Here is a 16,552-nt window from a genome sequence, read left to right on the forward strand (position 1 = left end):
GAACCCACCGAAAGGGAGGAGACGGAGAATGAGCGCCTATCTCATCGCCAATATCCGGGTGAAGGACCCGGGGAAATTCGCCGAGTACCGCGACAAGGTGGCGCCGCTGATCGCCGCCCATGGCGGGCGCTACCTGATCCGCGGCGGGGCGCTGACGCCGCTGGAGGGCGCGGCGGTGTTCGACCGGGTGGTGGTGCTGGAATTCCCGGACATGGCGAAGCTGCGCGGCTTCTATGAGAGCGCCGAATACGCGCCGCTGATTGCGCTGCGCCAGTCGGCGAGCGAGGGGGAGGTGGCGCTGGTGGAGGGGTATGGCTGAGGTTGGGGAGACATCCCCGCCCCGACCCTCCCCCGCAGGCGGGGGAGGGAGCAGGCAGGCTGAGCCTGCCAACTCGGCACGGCCTTCACCCGCCGGCGGAGGTGCAGGAGGCAGCGCCTCCTGCCGGGGGCTGGCGGCACTGCCGCCAACGGGCGAGGCCGCCGGTTACGCCGCGTCCTCGCGCCGGTCCCGCACCTTCACATAGGCCAGCGCCGCATGCTCGGCGCAATAGGGCTTCCCGGTCAGCGCGCTTTCCGTGCAGAAGCGGAAGCCGCTGGTGCCCGGCTCGCCGATCGGCCAGCAGCAGGTGCGGCCGGTGGCGCGCGGGAAGGGCCGCACCACCGCGGCGGGGGCGGGCGGCGCCACCGGGGCAGGCCGCGGCGCCGCGGCGGCCGGCATCGCCGGGCGCTGCTCCAGCCGCCGCATCGGCGGGGCCATGGGCGCGCGCGGCGCGGCCATGGGAGCCTGCGGCCGCGGCGGCGCCACCGGCTTCGGTCGCGGCGTGGCGTCGCGGCGGATCGGGCTCGGCCGGGCCGGCAGGTTCAGGCGATGCGCCTTACCGACCACCGCATTCTTCGAAATGCCCATGCGGCGGCCGATTTCGGCGGTGGACAGGCCCTCATCCCAGAAGGCGCGCAATTGGTCGATGGCTTCCGCTGTCCAGTCCATGTGGTGCTCCCCTGTATCGCCCCACCATATTTTGTGCCTACCAGATACGGTAGGGCAGAGCCCGGGCGGACCACAAGTTCTGGATGGCCTGGCGGCAGCGAAAATCTGTGGACAACCTCAACCGGGGCCGAAGAGGCGCCAGAGCAGGGGCAGCAGCAGGGCCGAGGCCAGCGCGTTCAGCCCCATGGCGAGGCCGCTGAAGGCTCCGGCCGTGGCATCCACCGAAATGGCCCGGGCGGTGCCAAGGCCATGGCTGGCGGTGCCGAGCGCCAGGCCGCGCGCCCGCATGTCCCGCACCCGCGCGACGTTCAGCACCAGCGGGCCGAGCGCCGCGCCGGTGATGCCGCTGGCGATGACGAGCGCGGCGGTGAGGGAGGGCAGGCCGCCGATCCGCTCGGCGATGCCCATGGCGACGGGGGTGGTGACGGAGCGGGCGGCGAGGCTCGCCACCACCTCCGGCGCCGCGCCCAGGCCGAGCGCGATCAGCACGCCGGTGGCCGCGGCGAAGAGCCCGCCGAGCAGCACGGAGGCCGCCGCCGCCCCGGCGGTGCGGCGCACCAGCCCCCATTGCCGGTGCAGCGGCACGGCCAGCGCCACGGTGGCGGGGCCGAGCAGGAAATGGACGAATTGCGCGCCCTCGAAATAGGCGCGGTAGTCGATGCCGGCGGCGAGCAGCCCGCCCGCCAGCAGCACCACGGCGAAGAGCACGGGTTGGCCAGAGGGTGGCGCCTGCACGCCAGATGCAGCCGGTGCGCCAGCAGCCAGGCAAGCAGCGTCGCGGTCAGCGCCGCCAGTGGCTCGCGCGAGAGATAGACCCAGATGGCGGCGATGTCGGGGTTCATCGCAGCCGCCGGAACAGCGCCTGGGCCAGCCGCCCGGTGGCGGCGATGGTGAAGAGCGTGCCCGCCAGCACGGCGAGGCCGAGCGGCGCCCAGGCCTCCGCCAGCAGCGGCAGGTAGAGCGTGATCGGTTGAGGTCGAATCGACCGAAACCGTGAATCACGCGACCGAACAATGAGCTAGAGCGGGGCGGGTGAGCGCAGCTCAACCGATCCCGCTCTAGAGCACCACGCCGACGCCCGCCGGCACGAAGAGCAGGCCGAGATTGCCGAGCAGCGCCTCCGCCGTCAGGGCGAGGGCGCCGGCGCTTCCGCCCGCCGCGCCTGCAGCCAGAGGAAGAGCAGCACCATGCCGATGACCGGGCCGGGCACCGGCAGGTGCAGCGCCCGCACCGCCACCTCCCCCGCGAGCTGGCAGGAGAGCAGCGCGGCGAGGGCGCCGATCACGCCCGGCCGGCCTGATAGGCCGCGAAGAAGCCGGTGGGGCGGATGATGCGGTTCTGCATGCGGATCAGCGCGCCCTGTTCCGCCACCTTGGCGAGATAGGCGGCCCAGGCCGGGTCGGCGGCCATGGCGGCGCGGCGCTTCTCGCGGTCCCCCTGGTCGGCATAGCCCCACATATGCACCACGGTGTTCAGCTCGCCTTCCACCGTGGTGTACCAGCCGACGCAATTCCCCAGATGCTTCCGCTGCAGCGGCCAGCCCTCGGCCTCGTAGAGCGCGACGAAGTCGTTCAGCCGGTTGGGCAGGCAGGTGTAGATGCGGAGGTCGACGATCATGCGGCACGGGCTCCCGAGGCCAAGGGGCGCGGCCGATTCAGACCTTCGGGCCTGCGGCCCTTCGGGCATCGGACGCGTGTCGCGGCATCCGGTCCGGCTCCTGCCGCTCCGGATGCGCGCCGCGCATGATCCGCCGCCGCCTACTGCAAATCCACCGTCACCAGATCCTGGAACCAGGATTGCGCGGAGACGAAGCCGCGCACCCGGCGGGACATGGCGCGCGGGTTCAGGTCATGGACGATGTAGAGCCAGGGCGGGTTGTCCACCAGCCGCTCATGCGCCTTGGCATAGGCGGCGTCATAGGTCGCCTGGTCGCGGGCATTCTCGAGGGCGGCGAAGGCCTCCTCGAATTGCGGGTCGTTGTACTGGCCCCAATTGAAGCCGTTGGGCGGCACGAAGGCCTGCAGGAAGTAGCGCGCCGCGACCGCGGGGTCGGAGGAGGGCGAGGACGGGTTGGTGGCGGTGGAGCCGTTCAGGATGGGCGCATCCGGCCCCTGCCGCACGGCGGTCAGCAGCGTGTTCCACTCGGTCACCTCGAAGGAGACATCGACGCCGCAGGCCTCCTTCAGGTTCTGCTGCATGTACTCGTTCATCGGCAGCGGCAGCATCTGGCCGGAGCCGCTGGCGGAGATCATCACCTTGAAGCGCAGCGGCCGCTGCGGCGTGTAGCCGGCCTCGGCCAGCATTGCCCGGCCGCGGGCCGCGTCGAAGGCGTAGCGGTGCTGCGGGGTGCCGAAATGCGGGTCGGCGGGCTTCAGCCAGCCCACCGAGGGCTCCGCCGTGCCGTTCAGCAATTGCACGAGGCCGGCGCGATCGACGCAGTAATTCAGCGCCTGGCGCACCCGGATGTCGCGGAAGGGGGAGGTGGTGCCGCCCATCTGGTACAGCCAGGGCCAGACATGCGGGTAGGAGTTGGTCACCACCTGGAAGCCGCCCTGGCGCAGCCCGGGGATGGCGTCCGGCGGCGGCACCTCGATCCAGTCCACCTGGCCGGAGCGCAGCGCGGCGAGGCGGCTATTGGCTTCGGGCACCGGCAGCAGGATGACGCGGTCGAGCTTCGGCACCCGCGCCTGGTCCCAGTAATCCGGGTTCTTCGCCAGCTCGGCGGAGACGCGCGGGGTGAAGCGCGCCAGGCGGAAGGGCCCGGTGCCGGCCGGCGGCAAGGCGGCGACGCGCGCCCAGTCCCGCCCGCCCTGCTCGAAGCTCTGCGGGCTGGTCATCAGGATGTAGACGACCATGAAGGGGAAGTAGCTGGCGACGCGCGTCGTGCTCATCGCCACGGTGAAGTCGTCGATCTTGCGGTAGCTCGCCATCAGCGGCACGCGGGCGCGGGTGATGCCGCTGCCGGCGGGTTCGAATTGCGGGCTGTCCGTCTTGAAGTAGCGGTCGAGGTTCCAGATCACCGCATCGGCGTTGAACGCCGTGCCGTCATGGAATTTCACGTCGCGGCGGAGATGGAAGATCCAGGTCTTCGGGTCGTCGGCGGATTGCTCCCACCGCTCGGCGAGGCCGGGGCGGAGCGGCGCCGGCCGGTCGGCGCGGGAGAGATCCCAGAGCACCAGCCCCTCGAAGATCGGGTAGCCGAGGAAGCGCACGCCCTCGAAGCCGTTGTTCGGCATGCCGGTGGTGGTCGGCACGTCGGCCGCCGTCATGGCGATGCGCAGCACCTTCTGCTGCGCCTGCCCGGCCGCCGGCAGGGCGGCAAGCAGCGCGGCGAGGGCGAGGCCCCCGGCGCGGTGGAGGAAATGCATGGTCGTTCAGCTCCCGATCCCGTTCTGGGGGCGGGGCGATGCAAGGGGCGTGCAAGGGAAAGCCGGGCCGGGGCGGCAGGTTGCGCGCGAGCGCGGCGACAGGGCTGCCGGCTTCGGTGGCAGGGGCGCCGGAAAATAGGCAGAGGCAAGGCTGCCGGCATGGCCGTTGGCGGCAGTGCCGCCAACCCCGCCCATGTCCGCGAAGTTTGGAAGTCGGGGGCTTTGCCTCCCGAACCCCCCACCGGGGGCTGGACCCGGTGTGAGTTTCAGGCCCGGCGGTCGCCTCAGCCGACTCACGGCTGGGTCCGGGGGAAGCCTTCCCTCGGCGGCGGTGCAGGGTCGCGGGCACTGCCCGCGACGACCTCCTGCCGGGGGCCTGGGGGCAAGGCCCCCAGTCTTACTCGGCCGATTTCACCTCTTTATCGCTCAACTTCGCACCTGTGGGCCCCAGCCCCGAACCCCGGTCCGATTTGTCAGGCCCGGCATCCGAACCCGCCGATTGACGGCAGGGTCCCCGGGGACGCCCCATCCTCACCCAAGCCGCCGCAGCTCTTCCAGGCAGGCCGCATGGTCGGCGGTGCAGCCGCCTTCCAGCCACCAGGCCCGCACCGCCTGCAGCGCCCTTCCCATCGCCGCCCCCGGCGCCATGCCGAGCGCCAGCGCGTCCCGCCCCTGCAGCGGAAAGACCGGCACCGGCGTCGCCGCCAGCCGGGCGCGGAGGGCGGCGCGGTCGGCGCCATCCGCCGCCTCGGCCAGCCAGGCGAGATCCTCGGGCAGCGCCGGGTCCGCCTTGCCCTCGCCGGCGGCGGTGAAGAGCCAGCGGCGCAGCGCCGCCCCCTCCAGCTCCGGCGCCGGCGGCGGCACCGCCCCGGCGCGGCGCAGCAGGGCCAGCCGCTCTTCGGCCGAGAGCTTGAGCCGGGTGGCGAGCGCCGCCGCCCAGCCCGCCGGCCCGCCCGGCTGCCCCATGGGCGCCAGCGCCGCCAGCCGCAGCATCACCCGCAGCGGCGCACCCAGCGCCAGCAGGCGTTGCAGCCGGGGGAGGTCGCACCCCTCCCCCAGCACATGCGGGCTGGTGAGCACCCCCGTCTTCGCCATCAGCGCCAGCGCCGCCCCGGGCTCGGGCGCGGCCAGCAGCCGCTTCAGCTCCATCCAGACCCGTTCCACCGAAAGCCGCGCCAGGCCCGGCACCGCGTCGCGGATCGCCGCCACCGCCGCCGCATCCGGCGCGCCGCGCCCGTAGCGGGCCTGGAAGCGGAAGAAGCGCAGGGCGCGCAGGTAATCCTCGGCCAGCCGCGTCGCCGGGTCGCCGACGAAGCGCACCTGGCCGGCCGCCAGATCCTCGGCGCCGCCGAAGTAATCCCACAGCTCCCCGGCGGCGGAGAGCGACATGGCGTTGATGGTGAAGTCGCGCCGCGCCGCATCCTCCCGCCAATCCGTGGTCCAGGCGACCTCGGCATGGCGGCCATCCGTCACGACGTCGCGGCGCAGGCTGGTCACCTCCACCGGCTGGCCCCCCAGCACGGCGGTGACGGTGCCGTGGGCGAGGCCGGTCTCGAACACCTTCAGCCCGGCGGCGCGGAGGCGCTGCGCCGCCGCCTCCGGCGGCAGGGGCACGGCGATGTCCACATCCTGGATGGGCCGGCCCGCCAGCGTATCCCGCACCGCCCCGCCCACGGCGCGGGCGCCGGGCAGGGCCGCCAGCACCGCGGCCGGGGCGCCGGCGGCGAGGGTGGCAGGGGGCTGGATGCGGCGCTGCGGCGGGTCGGGCGCGATCATGGCGCCCGCCCCCCCTGGATGATCCTGCCATCCGGGCCGAGCTGGGCCGGGCGGTATTCCTCATGCGGCTGGCTGCGGAGGGAGAAGCCGTACCAGGCGAGGCCGGCCATGGCGCAGGCCAGCCCCGCCGCGGCCAGCCACAGCGCCTTCGGCCGCGGCGCCATGCCCGGCGCCAGGCGGCGCCAGGCCAGGAACAGCGCGAAGGGCGCAAGGAAGAGCAGGATCTCGAAGAGATAGGGCATCAGCGCGGCGGGCTGCCCCAAGGGGAGGAGGCGCCGCCGGCGCCGGCGGCAGCCTCCGGCCGCAGCGTCACCGCCGTGCCGCTGGCCGAGACCATCAGCATGCCGTTGTTGCTGCCGAGCACCTCATAGTCGAAGTCGATGCCGACGATGGCCTCGGCGCCCAGGGATTGCGCCTGGGCGAGCAGGGCCTGCAGCGCGGTGTCGCGCGCCGCGCCCAGCTCCCGCTCATAGGTGCCGGAGCGGCCGCCGACGATGTCCCGGAGCCCGCCAAGCAGGTCCTTGAAGACATTGATGCCCAGCACCGCGTCGCCGAAGACGAGGCCGAGATAGCGGTCGATCTCCCGGCCCTGGATGGTGGCGGTGGTGGTGAACAGCATGGTCGGGGCCCGTGCGGCAATGGCGGGCCGAGCCTAGCATGGGCGCGGCCCGGCGGCGCGTTCGGCTCAGCCGCGCAGGCGCCGGGCCAGGTTCACCAGGATGGCCGCCGTGGCGCCCCAGATGAAGTGGCGCGCATGCGGCCAGACCCAGAATTCGCGGCTGCCGCCCGGCGCTTCCCGCCGCTGCCGTTGCGGTGCCCGGGGGTCCAGCACCACGGCCAGCGGCAATTCGAAGGGCTCCTCGACCTCCGCCGGGTCCGGGGTGAGGTGCAGGGGCGGGGGCACCAGGGCGACGATGGGGGTGATGTGGAAGCCGGTGCCGGTGAGCTGGTCCGGCAGCCGCCCCAGCAGCTCCGGCAGGCGGGGGTCCAGCCCGACCTCCTCCGCCGCCTCGCGCAGCGCGGCGGCTTCCGGGGTTTCGCCCTTCTCGATCTTGCCGCCGGGGAAGCTGACCTGGCCGGCATGGGAGGTCATCCGGGCGGCGCGGAGGGTCAGCAGAATGCTGGGTTCCGGGTGGGTGACGATGGGCACCAGGACGGCGGCGCGGACATGCGGCGCTTTGGGCGGCGCATCGGCGGGGCTGGCGGTCCCGGCCGGGGGCGGCGGCGCGGCGGCGAAGCGGGCGGCGATCTCGGCGGGGGTCACGCCCCCGGCTTAAAGCAGAACGCCCTGGCGCGGAACCGGCGATGCGGCGGCGCTACACCACCGCCGGCCACCGCTGCCGGGCCGGCAAATGCCGATCGCCCGCCGCCCACGCCTGAACCGGACCGCCCGTTGCCCAGCGAGCGTGCCTCCGACGGTCCAGGACGGCGGGGCGCCATGCCTGAGTCCTGGCGCCCCGCCCGCACCGGGCTGCCCGTTGCCCGACGCGGCTTTGCCGCGGCAGGCTGCGCGAGGCGCTGCTCGTCCGGCGCTTATCGGGGCCCGATGCGCCGTGCAGCGGCGCCATGGGGCCGAAACCCGGGGCTCCCATGACGCCGCGTCAGCAGTGTCATGGGGATGTCACTCCGCCGCCTGGTCCAGCCCGGTGACCTCGTCGATGGGAAAAAAGACCCCCTCGGACCACACGCCGAGCATTTCCTTCCCATCCACCATCTCCGTCTGGCCCAGCGCCACCAGCTCATAGAAGACGGGGCGGCTGAGCTTCGCCTCCAGCCCCGGGCGGATGGTCACGTAAGGCTGCGGCTCCCGCGTCACCGGGCAGAGATGGACGCGGATCGGGTGCTCGGCATTGGCCGTCACGATCTCGTCCAGATTCGTCCGGAAGGTGAGGCATTGCTTGGGCGCGCAGCCATCGCCGCAATCGCAGTGCCGCCACCACATTTCGACGGCGACGAAGGGGGCGTCCTCCACCTCGATCCGGCCGCGTTCCACCGGCGTCTCCAGCCAGAAGCTGCCATCCGCCTCCCGCTTCAGCACGCTGGCGAAGAGGCAGACCAGCTCCTTCCGGTTGATCGGGCTGCCCTGGTAATGCCAGGTTCCGCGCCGGTCGATCCGGATATCGAATTCCCGCGGCTCCGGCCGCTTACGGGGGGTGTCGCGCCGCGCCGGCATCGCGCCGCGGCCGCATTCCGCCGGCTGCATCGCCTGGCGTCCCAGCATCTGCCTCACGCCTGCCTCCCATTCGCCGCTTTGTTCGCGCCCTGCGCCGCCATAGGCTGTCTGTCCATCGGGTTCTGGGGAAGCTCTGCCCTGCACCTGCACGATAACGCACCTGCCCAATGCCCAATGCCGCGCCTTCGGTTGATGAAGGGTTACTGCCGCAGGCATCGCCGCAAGGGAACAGGCCCCCATATAGGGAGCAGCAGTGGGATGATTGAAGTGGCCGAAACCACAACAGGCAGCAGCGACCCCGCCACCTTGCTGGCCGAGGCGGAGGCGCTGGGCGACCGCCTGGCCCGGGTGCGGGAGGCGATCGGGAAGGTGATCTTCGGCCAGCAGGAGGTGGTGGAGCAGACCCTCATCACCCTGCTCTCCGGCGGCCATGCGCTGCTGGTGGGGGTGCCGGGCCTCGGCAAGACCAAGCTGGTGGAAACGCTCGGCGCGGTGCTGGGGCTGGACGCCAAGCGGGTCCAGTTCACCCCCGACCTGATGCCGGCGGACATCATCGGTTCCGAGGTGCTGGAGGAGGGGGAGAGCGGCAAGCGGTCCTTCCGCTTCCTGCCCGGGCCGGTCTTCTGCCAATTGCTGATGGCCGACGAGATCAACCGCGCCAGCCCGCGCACCCAGTCGGCGCTGCTGCAGGCGATGCAGGAGCACCGGGTGGCGGTGGCCGGCGTCGCCCACCCGCTGCCGGCGCCCTTCCATGTGCTGGCGACGCAGAACCCGATCGAGCAGGAGGGCACCTACCCGCTGCCCGAGGCGCAGCTCGACCGCTTCCTGCTGGAGGTGGAGGTGCGCTACCCGGATGAGGCGGCGGAGCGCGCCATGCTGCTGGCGACGACCGGCGCCCGGGAATCCCGCCCCGCCCAGGCAATGACCGGGCCGGAGCTGATGGCCGCCCAGGCGCTGATCCGCCGCCTGCCGGTGGGGGAGGCGGTGCTGGACGCCATATTGAAGCTGGTGCGCGGGGCGCGGCCGGATTCCGCGCCCATGGAGGCGGTGCGCAAGCATCTGGCCTGGGGGCCGGGGCCGCGGGCGGCGCAGGCGCTGATGCTAGCGACGCGCGCCCGGGCGGTGATGGATGGGCGGCTGGCGCCCTCCGTCGAGGATGTGCTGGCGCTGGCCGAGCCGGTGCTGCGGCACCGCATGGCGCTGAATTTCTCCGCCCGGGCGGAGGGGGTGCGGCTGGCCGAGGTGATCGAGGCGCTGAAGGGGGAGTTGGCGTGAGGGCAGGGCTGACGGCCCGATATCCATACCCACCCCCGCCCCGGCCTGCCCCCGCTGGAGCGGGGGCGACGATTCTCCCGCTGGCGGGGGAGGGCTGGGGTGGGGGAGGCCTCCCCGTTTGTGGGGGTGGCTTCCCCGTTTGTGGGGGTGGCTTCCCCGTTTGTGGGGGTGGCTTCCCCGTTTGCGGGGGTGGCTTCCCCGTTTGCGGGGGTGGCTTCCCCGTTAGTGGGGGTGGCGTCCCCGTTTGCGGGGGTGGCTTCCCCGTTAGTGGGGGTGGCTTCCCCACTGGCGGGCGTGACCTCCTCGCTCGTGAGGGCGATGCCCCCGCCGGCCCCGCCCACAGGCCCCCCCATGCCGGCTGACACCACCTTCCGCGCCGAAGCCCTTGCCGCCACCCTCCCGCCCCTCGTCGTGGCGGCGGAACGCGTGGCCGCCACCGTCCTCCAGGGCGTGCATGGCCGGCGCCGCGCCGGGCCGGGCGACGCCTTCTGGCAATTCCGCCCCTTCCTCCCGGGCGATCCCGTCGGCCGGATCGACTGGCGCCAGAGCGCCAAGTCGGACCGCCTCTTCATCCGCGAGACGGAATGGGAGGCGGCGCAGACCATCGCCCTCTGGTCGGACGCCTCCCGCTCCATGGAATGGCGCTTTTCCGCCAACCGCCCGAGCAAGCGGGAGCGCGCCGAGCTGCTGCTGGCCGCCCTGGCCGCCCTGGCGCTGCGCGGCGGGGAGCGGGTGCGGCTGATCGGCGGGCCGGGCCGCGCCCATGCCGGCCGCGCCGGCCTGGCGCCGCTGGTGGAAAGCCTTTCCGCCATCGCCAAATCCCGCGCCGTGCCCGCCCCGGACCCCGACCTGCCCCGCCATGCCCGCGCCGTGCTGATCGGCGATTTCATGTCGCCGCTCCCGGAGATCCACGCCGCCATCGCCGCCCTTGCCGCCTGGCCGGTGCGCGGCCATCTGGTCCAGGTGCTGGACCCGGAGGAGGCGACGCTCGGCGAGGGGAACCGCGCCTATGCCGGCCGCGTCCTGTTCGCCTGGGGCAAGGCCGGGGAGACGGTGCTGGTGCCGCGGGTGGAAGAGGCGAGGCCGATCTACCAGGAAAGGCTGCGCCGCCACCGGGAAGGCATCGCCGCCATCGCTGCCGCCGCGGGCTGGGGGTTCCTGACCCACCATGTCGACCAGCCGCCCCAGACGGCTTTGCTGGCATTGTGGCAGGCACTCGCGCCAGAGTAGTCCCTATGCCATCGAGGACCCGCATGCCGTGCATCGCCTTGCCGAGCTGTCACGAGGGTGGCCCCAGGCTTGCTGGTAATTCGGCCGGATGCTGACCCTCGGCCCCCTCGCCTTCGCCGCCCCCTGGCTGCTGCTGGCCCTGCCGGCCCTGCCGGTGCTCTGGTGGCTGCTGCGCGTCACCCCGCCGGCGCCGCGGCGCCTGGCCTTCCCGGCCCTGCGCCTGCTGCGGGATCTGCCGGTGGTGCAGGAAACCCCGGCGCGCACCCCCTGGTGGCTGCTGCTGCTGCGCCTTGTCGCCGCCGGGCTGGTCATTCTCGGCCTTGCCCGGCCGGTGCTCGGCCCCGGCGGGGCGGCGGGCGGGGCGGAGGGCACGCTGCTGCTGGTGGTGGAGGATGGCTGGGCCGCGGCGCCGGACTGGCCGGCCCGCATGGCGCTGGCCGGCGCGGCGCTGGACCGGGCGGGGCGGGAGGAGCGGCGGGCCGCCCTCCTCTCCACCGCCCCGGCCGAGACCGGGGCGCCGCCGCGACTCATCGGCCCCATGCCGGCGCAGGACCTGCATGCCCGCCTGGCCGCGCTGCGCCCCAAGCCCTGGGCCCCGGACCCTGCCGCGGCGCTCGCCGCCTTCACCGCCTGGCGCGGCGCCAATCCCGGGCCGCTGGCCCCGCTGCTGCTCTCGGACGGGGTGGAGCACACGCCGGACTCCGGCCGCCTGGCGGCGGCCCTGGCGGCCGCCGGCCCGCTGACCCTCGCCCTGGCCGAGGCCGCGCCGCGCCGCCTGCTGCTGCCGCCGGTGGCGGAGGCGGACCGGCTGCGCCTGACCGTGCAGCAGCTTCCCCTGCCCACCGCGACGGAAGCGGGGGTGCTGGCCCGCACCGGGGATGGCCGCGCTTTGGCCCGCGCCGCCGTGCCCATCCCGGCCGGGGCGGGCCAGGGGGAGGCGGTGCTCGACCTGCCGGTGGAGCTGCGCAACCAGGTGGTACGGCTGGAGATCGAGGGTGCCACCGGCGCCGGCTCCGTGGTGCTGCTGGATGAGCGCTTCCGCCGCCGCCCGGTCGGGCTGCTGCCGGCGCAGGAGGAAAGCGCCGATGCGCCGCTGATCGGCGATCTGTTCTATCTGGACCGTGCCCTCGGCCCCTATGCCGAGATCCGCCGCGGCCCGCTGGACCAGCTCCTCGCCCGGCCCATCGCGGTGCTGGCCCTGGCCGACCGCCGGGTGCCGGACGGGGCGGAGCGCCAGGCCCTGACCCGCTGGGTGGAGCAGGGCGGCACGCTGGTCCGCTTCGCCGGGCCGCGCCTCGCCGAAAGCCCGGACCCGCTGCTGCCGGTGGCGCTGCGGGCGGAGCGGCAATTGGGCGGCGCCCTGTCCTGGGAACAGCCGCAGCGCCTGGCCGCCTTCCCGGAGGGCTCGCCCTTCGCCGGCCTGCCGGTGCCGGAGGAGGTGACGGTGGAGCGCCAGGTGCTGGCCGAACCCTCCCCCCGCCTGACCGAGCGGGTCTGGGCCAGGCTGCAGGACGGCACGCCTTTGGTCACCGCGGAAAGCCGCGGCGCCGGGCGCATCGTGCTGTTCCATGTCACAGCCAATGCGGAATGGTCCAACCTGCCGCTCTCCGGCCTGTTCGTGCAGATGCTGCGGCGGATCGTGGCGCTCTCCGCCGGCATCCAGGGGGCGGAGGGGGAGGCGCCGCTGGCGCCGCTGGAGACGCTCGACGGCTTCGGCCGTCTCGGCCCTGCCCCGCCGGCGGCCGCCGCCCTGCCCGCCGCCCAATTGGAGGGCACCGTGCCCGGCCCCCGCCACCCGCCCGGCTGGTACGGCACGCCCGGCCAGGCGGCAGGGGAGGATGCGGCGGAGGCCGGGTATCGCCGTGCGCTCAATCTCGGCGGCGCGGTGCCGGCGCCGCGCGCCGCGCCGCCGCCGCCCGCCGGCGCGGCCCGGATCGCGATCGGCGGCATCCCGGCGGAGCGAGATCTCGGCCCCTGGCTGCTGGCCGCGGCGCTGCTGCTGCTGGCCGTCGATCTGCTGGCCGGGCTCCGGCTGCGCGGCCTGCTGGGCCTCCCCGGCGCGCCGGGCCGCCGTGCCGCGCTGCGCACCGGGGTCTCCGCCGTGCTGCTGCCCCTGCTGCTGCTCGCCGCCCCGGCGGCGCGGGCGGAGAGCGACGACCCGGCGCTCGCCACCCGCCTCGCCTATATCGTCACCGGCGATGCCGGGCTGGATGAGACGCTGCGCACCGGCCTCGTCGGCCTTTCCGATTTCGTGAACCGCCGCAGCGCCGCGGCGCTGGCGGAGCCGGCGGCGGTGCTGCCCGGGCGGGACGACCTTTCCTTCTATCCGCTGCTCTACTGGGTGGTGACGCCGGAGGCGCCGACGCCGGATGCCGCCGCCATCGCGGCGCTGAACGGCTTCATGCGCAATGGCGGGATCATCCTGTTCGACACGCGCGACGAAGGCTCCGGCGAGGGTTTCGCCCCCGGGGCGCGGGAGGCGCTGCGGCGGGTGACCCGCGACCTCGCCATCCCGCCCCTGGCCCCGGTGCCGGAGGACCATGTGCTGAAGCGCGCCTTCTACCTGCTGCCGGACCTGCCGGGCCGCTTCGCCGGCGGCCAGGTCTGGGTGGCGCGCGACCAGGACCGGGCGAATGACAGCGTCTCGCCGGTCATCATCGGCGGGCATGACTGGGCCAGCGCCTGGGCGGTGGATAGCCGCGGCAACAACCCCTACGCCGTCATCCCCGGCGGCACCCGGCAGCGGACGCTCGCCTACCGCTTCGGCCTCAACCTCGTGATGTACGCCCTGACCGGCAACTACAAGGGCGACCAGGTGCATGTGCCGGCCATATTGGAAAGGCTGGGGAATTAGATGGAGCAGGCCCTTTCCGGCATCGACCTCGCCCCCATCCTGCCGGCCTGGCTGCTGGTCGTGCTCGGCACCGTTGCGCTCATCGCCCTGCTGCCGGCGCTGTTCCGCCGGGCGCGTGGCGGGGTGCTGCGCGCCCTCACCTTCGCCCTGCTGCTGCTGGCGCTGGCCAATCCGCGGCTGGTGGAGGAAACGCGGGAGACCCGCCCGGATATCGGCGTGCTGCTGGTGGACCGCTCCGACAGCGCCCGCCTCGCCGGCCGCGCGGCGCAGATCGAGGCCGCCCGCCAGGCCCTGGAAGCCCGGGCCGGCCGCCTGCCCGATCTCGAGATGCGCACCGTGGAGGTGCCGGAGGGCGGCAACCAGGGCACCCGCCTCTTCACCGCCCTGGAACGGGCGCTGGCCGATATCCCCCGCGCCCGCCTCGCCGGGGTGATCGCCCTGACCGATGGCCAGGTGCATGACGTGCCGGCCAATGTGCCGCTGGACGCTCCTTTCCACGCCCTGCTGCCCGGCCGCCCGGGCGAGGTGGACCGCCGCCTCCGCATCATCGAGGCGCCGGGCTTCGGCATCGTCGGCCGTGCGGTGGAATTGCGCGTCGCCGTCGAGGATCTCGGCGCCGCCGCCGGCAGCCCGGCCAACCTCACCATCCGCCGCGACGGCGCCGCGCCGCGCACCGAAAGCGTGCCGACCGGGCGGGAGCACCGCATCACCGTCCCGATCGAGCGCGGCGGCCCCACCGTGGTGGAGCTTGCCGCCGAGGCCCGGCCCGGCGAGGTCTCCGAGGTCAACAACCGCGCCGTCGTCACCGTCACCGGCGTCCGCGACCGGCTGCGGGTGCTGCTCGTCTCGGGCGAGCCGCATGCCGGGGAGCGCACCTGGCGGCGGCTGCTGAAGGCCGATCCTGGCGTCGACCTGGTGCATTTCACCATCCTCCGCCCGCCGGAGAAGGACGACCTGACGCCGCTGAACGAGCTGGCGCTGATCGCCTTCCCGGTGCGCGAGCTGTTCCAGGTGAAATTGCGCGAATTCGACCTGGTCATCTTCGACCGATTCGCCAATCGCGGCATCCTGCCGCCCGCCTATCTGCGGAACATCGCGGATTACGTGCGGGGCGGCGGGGCGCTGCTGCTTTCCGTCGGGCCGGAATTCAGCGGGCCCACCAGCCTCGCCGCCACCCCGCTCGGCGCCGTGCTGCCGGCGCGGCCGGCCGCCGGGGCAGGGCAAGCCGGGGTGGCGGAGGGGGCCTTCCGGCCCCGCATCACCGCGCTCGGCGCCCGCCACCCGGTGACGGAGGGGCTGACCGGCGCCAACCCGGAGCCGAATGCCGAGGCGAGCTGGGGCCGCTGGTACCGCAGCCTGCGCGCCGACCAGCGCGGCGGCGTCGCGGTGATGGACGCCGCCGGCGAGGCGCCGCTGCTGATCCTCGACCGGGTGGCGGAAGGCCGCGTCGCCCTGCTGCTCTCCGACCATATCTGGCTGTGGTCGCGCGGCCATGATGGCGGCGGGCCGCAGGCGGAGCTGCTGCGCCGCGCCGCGCACTGGCTGATGCGGGAGCCGGAGCTGGAGGAGGAGGACCTGACCGCCCGCATCGAGGCCGGCAGGCTGCGCGTGGAGCGCCGCAGTGTGGAGCCCGGCCCGCTGCCCGAGATCACCGTGACCGCCCCGGACGGCACCACCCAGCGGCTGACGCTGGAGCCGGGGGCGGGCGGCCGCGCCATCGGCTGGCTGCCGGCGGAACAGCCCGGCGTCTGGCAGGTGACCGATGGCAGCCGCAGCGCCTTCGCCGCCGCGGCCGCTTCCAACCCGCCGGAGGTGGCGGATCTGCGGGCCGACCCGGCCCGGCTGGCGCCGGTGCTGGCCGCCACCGGCGGCGCCGCGCGCTGGCTGGGCCCCGCCGAGCCGCAGGGACGGAACGCGGCGGAGCCGGTGCTGCCGGAGCTGCGCCGCGTCGGGCCCGGGCGGGACGCGGCGGGGGCAGGCTGGATCGGGCTGCGGCGCAACGGCGATCATACCGTGACCGGCATCGCCGCCATGCCGCTCCTGCCGCCCTGGCTGGCCCTGCCGCTGACCCTCGGCCTGGCGCTGCTGGCCTGGCGGCGGGAGGGACGGTAAACAGGGGGGCTTCGCCAGGCTCAGCCCAGCCCTCACCCCTGACTCTGCCCCTGGCCCCGCCGGGGGCGGCAAGGCGACGACGATGAAACGCCTCCTCCTCCTTCTCCCCCTGCTGGCCGGCTGTGCCCGGGAACCCCCGCTGGAGGCGCGGCTGGCGCCGCTGGTCGGCCAGCCGGAATCGGCGCTGCTCGCCAGCCAGGGCGTGCCGACCCGAAGCTATGAATCCGAGGGGAAGAAATACCTGCAATATGAATGGCGCCGGACCCAGCTCTGGCCCAGCGACCCCTACTACTACCCCTATTGGGGCGGCCGCTATGGCCGCTTCGGCCCGCTGCTGCCCCCCGCCGGGCCGATGCTGGTGACCCGCGGCTGCGACGTGATCTTCACCCTGCAGGGCGGCAAGGTGGAGAGCTTCGGGGTGCGCGGGGATGATTGCCGCTGATCTGGCGGGCCGGGCTGGTGCATGATCGCCGCAGGGCGGAACGCCCGGAGGCGTGAATCACGCGCCAGGACAAAGGGCTGGTGTCCCGATTCCGCAGTCCTGCGGACGTCGTTCTCGGGCCACCAGCTTGTGTTTTCAGTGGCCTGCTTGTCCGCTGCGTTCGCTGGAAGTCCAGCGAACTTCGCGGGCAGGGCACTAGCGTCCCGATTCCGAAGTCCTGTGGACTCGTTCTCGGGCCACTGGCTTGTGTTTTCAGTGCCTGCTTGTCCGCGGCGTTCGCTGGAAAAATCCAGCGAGTTTCGCGGGCAGGGCACCAGGCCATGATCCGCGCTTC

At 73.9% G+C, this 16,552-nt stretch carries 16 protein-coding genes; 6 read left to right on the top strand and 10 right to left on the bottom strand.

The genetic code is table 11. The features are described 5' to 3' along the window. The first annotated feature begins 28 nt into the window (after nt 1-28). Nucleotides 29-319 (top strand): DUF1330 domain-containing protein, encoded by a 291-nt coding sequence (locus E5N76_RS23755; protein WP_149539808.1) that lies wholly within the window; start codon nt 29-31, stop codon nt 317-319. 165 nt (nt 320-484) lie between these two features. Here the strand turns inward: E5N76_RS23755 and E5N76_RS23760 are convergent, their stop codons facing one another. From E5N76_RS23760 to E5N76_RS23810, 10 genes are all read right to left on the bottom strand, one after another. After that, entirely contained in the window at nt 485-988 is a 504-nt protein-coding gene (locus tag E5N76_RS23760) for a GcrA family cell cycle regulator (RefSeq protein WP_149539809.1), read from the bottom strand. Nucleotides 989-1,105: 117 nt separating this feature from the next. Beyond that, nucleotides 1,106-1,723 carry an LrgB family protein gene (locus E5N76_RS23765; RefSeq protein ID WP_328593071.1) on the bottom strand — a complete coding sequence of 206 codons (618 nt, stop codon included), beginning with the start codon at nt 1,721-1,723 and terminating at the stop codon, nt 1,106-1,108. A gap of 391 nt (nt 1,724-2,114) precedes the next feature. Further along, on the bottom strand, nt 2,115-2,273 hold the full coding sequence (locus tag E5N76_RS23775) for a CidA/LrgA family protein (protein WP_235907848.1): 159 nt from the start codon (nt 2,271-2,273) through the stop codon (nt 2,115-2,117). Beyond that, nucleotides 2,270-2,605 (bottom strand): NIPSNAP family protein, encoded by a 336-nt coding sequence (locus tag E5N76_RS23780; RefSeq protein ID WP_149539810.1) that lies wholly within the window; start codon nt 2,603-2,605, stop codon nt 2,270-2,272. Before E5N76_RS23780 ends, E5N76_RS23775 begins: the two co-directional genes overlap by 4 nt. Nucleotides 2,606-2,745: 140 nt before the next feature. Continuing rightward, the gene (locus E5N76_RS23785; RefSeq protein ID WP_149539811.1) at nt 2,746-4,356 is read right to left on the bottom strand and encodes an ABC transporter substrate-binding protein; all 1,611 of its coding nucleotides are present in this window, start codon (nt 4,354-4,356) and stop codon (nt 2,746-2,748) included. A 531-nt stretch (nt 4,357-4,887) separates the two neighbouring features. Next, nucleotides 4,888-6,132: a CCA tRNA nucleotidyltransferase gene (locus E5N76_RS23790; RefSeq protein ID WP_149539812.1), complete on the bottom strand. Its 1,245-nt coding sequence runs from the start codon at nt 6,130-6,132 to the stop codon at nt 4,888-4,890. Further along, entirely contained in the window at nt 6,129-6,374 is a 246-nt protein-coding gene (locus E5N76_RS23795) for a hypothetical protein (protein WP_149539813.1), read from the bottom strand. The genes E5N76_RS23790 and E5N76_RS23795 overlap by 4 nt, the downstream gene beginning before the upstream one ends. Continuing rightward, entirely contained in the window at nt 6,374-6,751 is a 378-nt protein-coding gene (locus E5N76_RS23800) for a heavy metal-binding domain-containing protein (protein WP_149539814.1), read from the bottom strand. Before E5N76_RS23800 ends, E5N76_RS23795 begins: the two co-directional genes overlap by 1 nt. Before the next feature lie 66 nt (nt 6,752-6,817). Beyond that, nucleotides 6,818-7,396: a CoA pyrophosphatase gene (locus E5N76_RS23805; RefSeq protein WP_149539815.1), complete on the bottom strand. Its 579-nt coding sequence runs from the start codon at nt 7,394-7,396 to the stop codon at nt 6,818-6,820. 357 nt (nt 7,397-7,753) lie between these two features. Further along, a complete protein-coding gene (locus tag E5N76_RS23810; RefSeq protein ID WP_149539878.1) occupies nt 7,754-8,353 on the bottom strand; it encodes a DUF1285 domain-containing protein in 600 nt (199 codons plus the stop codon). Between the two features lie 210 nt (nt 8,354-8,563). Here E5N76_RS23810 and E5N76_RS23815 point away from each other — a divergent pair, with 210 nt between their 5' ends. The 5 genes from E5N76_RS23815 to E5N76_RS23835 all read left to right on the top strand — a co-directional run bounded on the left by E5N76_RS23815 (nt 8,564) and on the right by E5N76_RS23835 (nt 16,218). Then, the gene (locus tag E5N76_RS23815) at nt 8,564-9,580 is read left to right on the top strand and encodes an AAA family ATPase (protein ID WP_149539816.1); all 1,017 of its coding nucleotides are present in this window, start codon (nt 8,564-8,566) and stop codon (nt 9,578-9,580) included. Nucleotides 9,581-9,931: 351 nt separating this feature from the next. After that, nucleotides 9,932-10,810, top strand: coding sequence for a DUF58 domain-containing protein (locus E5N76_RS23820; protein ID WP_235907849.1), 879 nt, complete (start codon nt 9,932-9,934; stop codon nt 10,808-10,810). 88 nt (nt 10,811-10,898) lie between these two features. Beyond that, complete coding sequence (locus tag E5N76_RS23825; protein WP_149539818.1) at nt 10,899-13,664, top strand: DUF4159 domain-containing protein; 2,766 nt, start codon at nt 10,899-10,901, stop codon at nt 13,662-13,664. Next, nucleotides 13,665-15,776: a hypothetical protein gene (locus E5N76_RS23830; RefSeq protein WP_149539819.1), complete on the top strand. Its 2,112-nt coding sequence runs from the start codon at nt 13,665-13,667 to the stop codon at nt 15,774-15,776. It begins immediately after the preceding gene. 82 nt (nt 15,777-15,858) lie between these two features. After that, the gene (locus tag E5N76_RS23835) at nt 15,859-16,218 is read left to right on the top strand and encodes a hypothetical protein (protein WP_149539820.1); all 360 of its coding nucleotides are present in this window, start codon (nt 15,859-15,861) and stop codon (nt 16,216-16,218) included. The last annotated feature ends 334 nt before the right edge of the window (nt 16,219-16,552 follow it).

The organism is Siccirubricoccus phaeus (assembly GCF_008360935.1).
Taxonomy (GTDB): domain Bacteria; phylum Pseudomonadota; class Alphaproteobacteria; order Acetobacterales; family Acetobacteraceae; genus Siccirubricoccus; species Siccirubricoccus phaeus.

Bases quoted from the DNA above. Each gene is read 5' to 3' on its own strand.
- E5N76_RS23810 (WP_149539878.1), bottom strand. From the start codon at position 8,353: ATGCTGGGACGCCAGGCGATGCAGCCGGCGGAATGCGGCCGCGGCGCG.
- E5N76_RS23815 (WP_149539816.1), top strand. From the start codon at position 8,564: ATGATTGAAGTGGCCGAAACCACAACAGGCAGCAGCGACCCCGCCACC.
- E5N76_RS23830 (WP_149539819.1), top strand. From the start codon at position 13,665: ATGGAGCAGGCCCTTTCCGGCATCGACCTCGCCCCCATCCTGCCGGCC.
- E5N76_RS23795 (WP_149539813.1), bottom strand. From the start codon at position 6,374: ATGCCCTATCTCTTCGAGATCCTGCTCTTCCTTGCGCCCTTCGCGCTG.
- E5N76_RS23835 (WP_149539820.1), top strand. From the start codon at position 15,859: ATGAAACGCCTCCTCCTCCTTCTCCCCCTGCTGGCCGGCTGTGCCCGG.
- E5N76_RS23820 (WP_235907849.1), top strand. From the start codon at position 9,932: ATGCCGGCTGACACCACCTTCCGCGCCGAAGCCCTTGCCGCCACCCTC.
- E5N76_RS23825 (WP_149539818.1), top strand. From the start codon at position 10,899: ATGCTGACCCTCGGCCCCCTCGCCTTCGCCGCCCCCTGGCTGCTGCTG.
- E5N76_RS23760 (WP_149539809.1), bottom strand. From the start codon at position 988: ATGGACTGGACAGCGGAAGCCATCGACCAATTGCGCGCCTTCTGGGAT.
- E5N76_RS23790 (WP_149539812.1), bottom strand. From the start codon at position 6,132: ATGATCGCGCCCGACCCGCCGCAGCGCCGCATCCAGCCCCCTGCCACC.
- E5N76_RS23800 (WP_149539814.1), bottom strand. From the start codon at position 6,751: ATGCTGTTCACCACCACCGCCACCATCCAGGGCCGGGAGATCGACCGC.
- E5N76_RS23755 (WP_149539808.1), top strand. From the start codon at position 29: ATGAGCGCCTATCTCATCGCCAATATCCGGGTGAAGGACCCGGGGAAA.
- E5N76_RS23780 (WP_149539810.1), bottom strand. From the start codon at position 2,605: ATGATCGTCGACCTCCGCATCTACACCTGCCTGCCCAACCGGCTGAAC.
- E5N76_RS23785 (WP_149539811.1), bottom strand. From the start codon at position 4,356: ATGCATTTCCTCCACCGCGCCGGGGGCCTCGCCCTCGCCGCGCTGCTT.